5 protein-coding genes and 1 pseudogene are annotated in these 6,567 nt (G+C 61.3%); 5 read left to right on the top strand and 1 reads right to left on the bottom strand.

Annotated features, from left to right (window positions below; genetic code table 11):
- The 5 genes and pseudogenes from WCA85_RS02920 to WCA85_RS02900 form a co-directional block, all read left to right on the top strand.
- Window positions 1-109, top strand: a pseudogene (locus WCA85_RS02920) (DNA-binding protein); the annotation flags it as partial.
- Window positions 110-594: 485 nt separating this feature from the next.
- On the top strand, window positions 595-1,869 hold the full coding sequence (locus WCA85_RS02915) for a NupC/NupG family nucleoside CNT transporter (RefSeq protein ID WP_424061662.1): 1,275 nt from the start codon (window positions 595-597) through the stop codon (window positions 1,867-1,869).
- A gap of 108 nt (window positions 1,870-1,977) precedes the next feature.
- Window positions 1,978-3,300 carry a thymidine phosphorylase gene (gene deoA / locus WCA85_RS02910; RefSeq protein ID WP_424061660.1) on the top strand — a complete coding sequence of 441 codons (1,323 nt, stop codon included), beginning with the start codon at window positions 1,978-1,980 and terminating at the stop codon, window positions 3,298-3,300.
- A gap of 46 nt (window positions 3,301-3,346) precedes the next feature.
- Window positions 3,347-3,760, top strand: a complete 414-nt coding sequence (locus WCA85_RS02905; protein WP_424061659.1) for a cytidine deaminase — start codon at window positions 3,347-3,349, stop codon at window positions 3,758-3,760.
- Between the two features lie 65 nt (window positions 3,761-3,825).
- Window positions 3,826-4,806 (top strand): nucleoside hydrolase, encoded by a 981-nt coding sequence (locus WCA85_RS02900; RefSeq protein WP_424061664.1) that lies wholly within the window; start codon window positions 3,826-3,828, stop codon window positions 4,804-4,806.
- 62 nt (window positions 4,807-4,868) lie between these two features.
- On the opposite strand, the gene WCA85_RS02895 is transcribed toward WCA85_RS02900, so the two are convergent.
- Window positions 4,869-6,197, bottom strand: coding sequence for an aspartate aminotransferase family protein (locus WCA85_RS02895; protein ID WP_424061658.1), 1,329 nt, complete (start codon window positions 6,195-6,197; stop codon window positions 4,869-4,871).
- Between the last annotated feature and the right edge of the window lie 370 nt (window positions 6,198-6,567).

Below are 6,567 nucleotides of genomic sequence, written 5' to 3'. Positions count from 1 at the left end.
GAGCCGTTCTGCTGTTGCGAAGAAGGCTGCTGCGACGAAGGGCGCCGCGGGCCGGTCGGCCGCAGCGAAAAAGGCGGCTCACACGCGGGCGGCACGCTCGCATCATTAACGGATGCTGTTAGCAGGGGCGGCGGTGCAACGCCGCCGCCAGCCTGTTTTGTTTCGCGGAAATCCGCTCGCAAGCGCATGTCGCGCTTGCCGTTCGCTTGCGTAGAAACGCCGCCCCAGCAAAATACTTTTTACTTTATTTTTTTGTTCTTCTATAACCTGACCGAAAGGTCGGGATTGAATGCGCTGATGCGTCCTGCATTTGACGCGAACGCATAAGCTGATCCATAGTGCCACACTGAAAACCGGACCAACAGCGGGCCTGTTGCACGCCGCGTTCATGCTGGGCCTAACCGCCAAAGTAAAATCAACAAAAGAGACAGGAGGAAGATAGGTATGCGAATGAACGTCTGCCGTTCGCGCCATGCTCATGCACCCAACACGCCGGATTCCTGGCGTGCCTTCGCTTAAGCCGTCGCTGCTTTCCAGCGGCCGGCAAGCTTCACTCTTCCCCGCAGCCAACCCTCCCTATAGAGCGAGTACATAGTGGATATCGTACGCAGTCTGTTTGGCATCGTTTTGCTGTTGCTGATTGCTTTTCTCCTTTCCACCAATCGCCGCGGTATCCGTTTGCGTACCTTAATTCCCGCCTTGATCGCGCAGATCGCGATTGGGGCATTGGTGCTTTTTGTGCCGCTCGGCAGCGCCGCGCTCGCCTCCGCCGCGCGCGGCGTCAACAACGTGCTGCAGATGGGCGATCGTGGAGTGTCGTTTATGTTCGGCGGACTCGTCGATCCCAAGATGTTTCAACTATTCGGTGGCGGCGGTTTTGTATTCGCACTGCGCGTGCTGCCGATGATCATCTTCGTCACCGCGTTGATTGCCGTGCTGTATCACATCGGCGTGATGAAGTGGATCATCCATCTGCTGGGCATTACCTTCGAAAAGCTGCTTGGCGTGAGCCGTGTCGAAGCCTGCTCCGCTGTCGCGACGATCTTTCTTGGCCAGAGTGAAATGCCGGCGTTCGTCAAACCCTTTGCCAGGCAAATGACCAGTGCCGAACTGTTTGCGGTCATGTCGAGCGGGATGGCCTCCGTGGCCGGTTCCGTGCTGGCGGGGTATGCGGGACTGGGCGTGAACCTGGAGTATCTGCTGGCTGCCTCGTTCATGGCTATCCCGGGCGGCTTGCTGTTCGCGAAGGTGATCTTCCCGAGCACCGAGCCAGGCACGGTGATTCCCGATGGACTCAACTTCGACGAAAAGCGCTCGCCTAATATTATCGAAGCCGCGGCGTCCGGTGCTTCGATTGGCCTGAAAATCGCCATCAACGTAGGAGCGATGCTGATTGCCTTCATTGGGCTGATCGCACTGTTAAATGCGGCGGTCAGTGGTGTTGCCGGCTGGTTCGGCGAGCCGCAGATCACGCTGCAAAGCATTCTCGGCTGGGTGTTCGCGCCGCTTGCATGGTTGATCGGCGTGCCGTGGCACGACGCGTCAATTGCCGGCAATTTTATCGGCGAGAAGATGATCCTCAATGAGTTCGTTGCGTATGCCGATCTCTCGCCGTATCTGAAGGGCGCGCAAGCGGTGGCGGCAGCTGGCCTGCAGGTGCTCGATCCCAGGACGCTGGCCATTGTGTCATTTGCGTTGTGCGGCTTTGCGAATTTTTCGTCGATCGCGATTCTGACAGGCGGATTCAGTGCGGTCGCGCCGGAACGCCGCTCGGAGGTCGCGCGCTACGGTTTGCGCGTTGTGGCGGCTGCCACGTTGTCTAATCTGATGAGCGCGGCAATTGCCGGCATATTCCTAACCCTTCATTGAACGTTGTCACGACATGAACCGGTCCGGATCGAGCGCATACGTTTTGGCAGACACAATGGCTTTCTGCCAAGGTGATGTGGATTCCTACCTTTCGTTGGGCGAACCGTCATGTCCCTGACACAGGAAATCATCCGCAAGAAGCGCGATAAGGAGGAGCTGGAGGCAAACGAAATCGCCGAGTTCGTTCGCGGAGTCGTGGACGGTAGCGTCACCGACAGCCAGGTCGCCGCGTTCGCGATGGCGGTGTACTTCAATGATATGAGCCTTGACGAGTGCGTCGCCTTGACGCTGGCGCAACGCGATTCGGGACAGGTGTTGAACTGGCAGGCGTTCGACTTACCGGGGCCGGTCATCGACAAGCATTCGACGGGTGGTGTCGGCGATCTGACCTCGTTGCTGCTGGGTCCAATGGTTGCCGCATGCGGCGGCTTCGTGCCGATGATTTCCGGGCGCGGCCTGGGCCACACCGGCGGCACGCTCGACAAACTCGCTTCGATCCCCGACTACAACGTGACACCGGATACTTCCTTGTTCCAGCGGATCGTCCGTGAAGTTGGTGTGGCGATCATTGGACAGACGGCGCAACTCGCGCCGGCGGACAGGCGCATCTACGCGATTCGCGACGTGACCGCCACGGTGGAATCGGTCGCCATGATTACGGCGTCGATCCTGTCGAAAAAGCTGGCGGCGAGTCTCGGCGCACTGACGATGGATATTAAGGTCGGCTCGGGCGCGTTTATGCCAACGTACGAAGAGTCGCTGAGACTCGCCCGCAGCATCGTCGACGTGGGCAACGGTGCGGGTCTGAAAACCGCCGCCGTGCTGACCGACATGAATCAGCCTCTGGCGGCCTGTGCCGGTAATGCGCTGGAGATTCGTTGCGCCATCGACTATCTGACGCAACCGACACGACGGCCGCGCCGGCTCCATGACGTCACGCTCGCGTTGGCCACACAAATGCTGATGTCAGGCGGTCTTGCGGACGATCAGGCACAGGCGCGCAGCAAGCTCGAAAGCGCGCTCGACTCCGGCGCGGCCGCCGAGCGCTTTGCGATGATGATCAGCGCGCTAGGTGGACCGCGTGATCTGCTTGACGCGCCCGAGCGTCACCTGGGACGTGCGCCAGTGGTGCTGCCGGTCGCGGCGCGCGAAGCGGGCTTTGTGACGCACATCAATTGCCGTGCACTGGGGCTGGCGGTGGTTAGTCTGGGCGGTGGGCGGCATCGTCCGGAAGACTTGATCGATTACCAGGTCGGTTTGACAGACTGCGTCGAACTCGGACAATACGTCGAGAAGGGTGAGCCCCTCGCTCTGATTCATGCGCGTGACCGGCAAGCGGCGGAGCAGGCCGTCAGTGAACTCCGCCCGACCTTCGCGCTGGACGCGAGCGCTGCGGCCATACCGGCCACGGTCTACGGTCTGGTCGAATGAGACCGCGTACCTGTCATCCTGCTCCTGATCCTCATGCGGAGAAACCATGCAACATGAACAACTGATCGACGCAGCCCGCGAGGCACGTGAGCGCGCGTACGCGCCGTACTCGCGCTTCCTGGTCGGCGCCGCGCTCGAAACGAAAGACGGCAAGGTTTTTCACGGCTGCAACGTCGAGAATGCGTCATACGGTCTGTGCAATTGCGCGGAACGCACAGCGTTTTTTGCTGCGGTCGCCGCGGGTTACAGGCCGGGGCAGTTCAAGACTCTGGCGGTAATCGGTCAAACTGAGGGGCCGATTGCCCCGTGCGGGGCGTGCCGTCAGGTGATGATCGAACTGGGCACACCCGCGCTTGAAGTCGTGCTGAGCAACCTGACGGGCGAAGTGGAAGTGACCAGCGCCGCGGCGCTTTTGCCCGGCGCGTTCTATCTGGAGCCGAAAGACGCGCCCTCTGTCTAGAGGCGCGTCTCGCTGCGATTACCCATCGCGCAGAGGCTTTTCATCGCTACATCACGTGAGTTCACATCATCATGCATAAGGTAATTTTCGACACGGACCCTGGCGTCGATGACGCGATGGCGCTGGTTTTCCAGACCCGTCACCCGGAGATCGAACTGATTGGCGTGACCTCCGTATTCGGCAACGCGACGATCGAGACCACGACACGCAACGCGGTGTACCTCGTCGAGCGCTTTGCGGCCCCAACGGTAGCGGTCGCAAGAGGCGCAGCAGGGCCGCTGCAAGGCACGGCACCGCCGCCGATTCCGCATATCCACGGCCACAACGGGTTGGGCGATATCGAACTGCCTGCACTAGCCGACGACGGCAAAGCGCGTCTCGATGCGCGGCCTGCGCATCGCTTCATCATCGACTCGATCCGGCAGCATCCGCACGAAATCAACCTGATCGCTGTGGGGCCGCTGACGAATCTCGCGCTCGCCTTGCAGGAGGACCCGGAGATCCAGCAGCTGGTCAAACAGGTGATCATCATGGGCGGCGCGTTCGGAATGAACGGTGTGTTGGGCAACGTCACGCCCTGCGCGGAGGCGAACATCTCCGCGGACCCGCACGCCGCCGATCAGGTGTTGACGGCGAAATGGAAGGTCACGGCGGCCGGTCTGGATGTCACGCAAAAGGCGGTGATGAGCACCGCGTACCTCGACAGCATCCGCCAGCACGGCGGCGAGGATGGCCAGTTTATCTGGGACGTGTCGCGTCTCTACGAGCAGTTTCACCGCGACAGCTCCGGTGTGCACGGCATCTACGTGCACGATTCGTCGGCGGTGGCTTATCTGGTGGCGCCGCAGCTTTACCAGGTGCGGCGCGGCGCAGTGCGGGTCGCGGTTGAAGGTCTTGCCAGAGGGCAGACCATTCAGAAGCCGGAGGCGATGGGCGTGCCCGCGCGCGACTGGGACGGCTTTAGCAAGCAGGATGTGTGCGTCGACGTGGACGTGAAAGGTTTTCTCAAACTGTACTTCGACACCCTTACCGCGAAACCAGTTTAGGCGATCGAGGCGAGGCGGCGGGGCTGCATGCCACCGCCACCCGCATCTTCTTACGAGGGTCTTTACTGCACCGTAGCCAACACGCCACGCACGGTCTTGAAGATGTGCTGGATCTGCTCTTCGTTGATGATCAACGGCGGCGAGAACGCGAGGATATCGCCGGTAAAGCGGACCAGCAGTCCGGCCTCGAAGCATTTAACGAAAGCCTCATAGGCACGCGCACCCGGGGCGCCGTCGCGCGGTTCCAGTTCGATGCCGGCGATCAGGCCGAGATTGCGGATGTCCTTCACATGCTTCGCATCGCGCAACGCATGGGCAGCCGTTTCGAACGCCGGAGCGAGCGACGCGGCCCGTCCAAACAGATCGTCGCGGCGATACAAGTCCAACGTGGCGATTGCAGCCGCAGCGGCGACGGGGTGCGCCGAATACGTGTAGCCGTGGAAAAGCTCGATGGTGCCTTGCGCACCGCTGTTGACGATCGTGTCGTGGACCGTGCGGCTTGCCGCCACCGCGCCCATCGGAATCGCTGCGTTGTTGATGGCTTTGGCCATCGTCAGCAGGTCCGGGGTAACGCCGAAATATTCGCTGGCGGTCGCTTTGCCGAGGCGTCCAAAGCCGGTAATCACTTCGTCGAAAATCAGCAGGATGCCGTGCTTCGTGCAGATCTCGCGCAGTTTCTGCAGATAGCCCTGCGGTGGCACCAGCACGCCCGTCGAGCCGGCCAACGGTTCGACGATCACGGCGGCGATGGTCGATGCGTCGTGCAGTGTCACGATCCGCTCGAGTTCGTCGGCAAGGTGCGCGCCCCAAGCCGGCTGGCCCTTCGAAAACGCGTTGTGTTCGAGGTTGTGAGTGTGGGGCAGGTGATCGACCGCCGGCAACAAAGCACCCGAGAAGGTCTTGCGGTTCGGCGCAATGCCGCCCACCGAAATGCCGCCAAAGCCGACCCCGTGATAGCCGCGCTCGCGGCCGATCAGACGCGTGCGCTGGCCTTCGCCACGGGCGCGGTGATAGGCGAGTGCGATCTTTAGCGCCGTATCCACCGATTCCGAACCCGAGTTCGTGAAGAAGATACGGTCGAGCCCGGCCGGCATCATTTCGGCCACTTTGCTGGCCGCTTCGAAGGCGAGCGGGTGGCCCATCTGGAAGGTGGGTGCGAAATCGAGCGTGGAGACCTGCTGGGTGATCGCGGCGACGATCTCGTCACGGCAATGCCCGGCGTTCACACACCAAAGGCCGGCGCAGCTATCGAGCACCTCGCGCCCGTCCGTTGAACGGTAATACATGCCCTTGGCCGATTCCAGCAGGCGCGGCGCAGTCTTGAACTGGCGGTTGGCGGTGAACGGCATCCAGAATGACGACATATCGTCGATGACGGGGCGCGAAGTCATGGGTTCTCCTCGAAGTGGTCCCCCAAGGGACTTCCTTTGGGGCATGGCGAAACTGTAACGAACGGGGCTAAATGGCGGACATAAACAGTTGATGAACTGCGCTGCTAACTGTGCAGGTGAAGTAGACTCAACTGTGCTGGTTTTTGATGATTTCCAGCGTTATCGTTCGGTCACTCTTTGCGCCGGGTTGGCGCCTTTACCGAATCCGAGTTCCATTTGCCTGATTGCGTCTGCCGCCATGATCGAACTTGAACTGGAACGCGACCGCCGCCGTGCGCCGACGCTTGTCGAGCAGCTCGTGCTGGGTTTTGCGCGCGCCATCGAGGCGCAGTCGCTGCGCGCAGGCGCGCTGCTGCCCTCGGTGCGGCAT

Source organism: Paraburkholderia sp. (genome assembly GCF_049581445.1).
GTDB lineage: Bacteria > Pseudomonadota > Gammaproteobacteria > Burkholderiales > Burkholderiaceae > Paraburkholderia.
Note: the sequence above shows the minus strand (reverse complement) of the source record. Positions and strands in the feature narration are given on the sequence as shown.

Excerpts from the sequence above, each read along its gene's own strand:
- deoA (WP_424061660.1), top strand. The coding sequence starts at position 1,978 with ATGTCCCTGACACAGGAAATCATCCGCAAGAAGCGCGATAAGGAGGAG.
- WCA85_RS02905 (WP_424061659.1), top strand. The coding sequence starts at position 3,347 with ATGCAACATGAACAACTGATCGACGCAGCCCGCGAGGCACGTGAGCGC.
- WCA85_RS02895 (WP_424061658.1), bottom strand. The coding sequence starts at position 6,197 with ATGACTTCGCGCCCCGTCATCGACGATATGTCGTCATTCTGGATGCCG.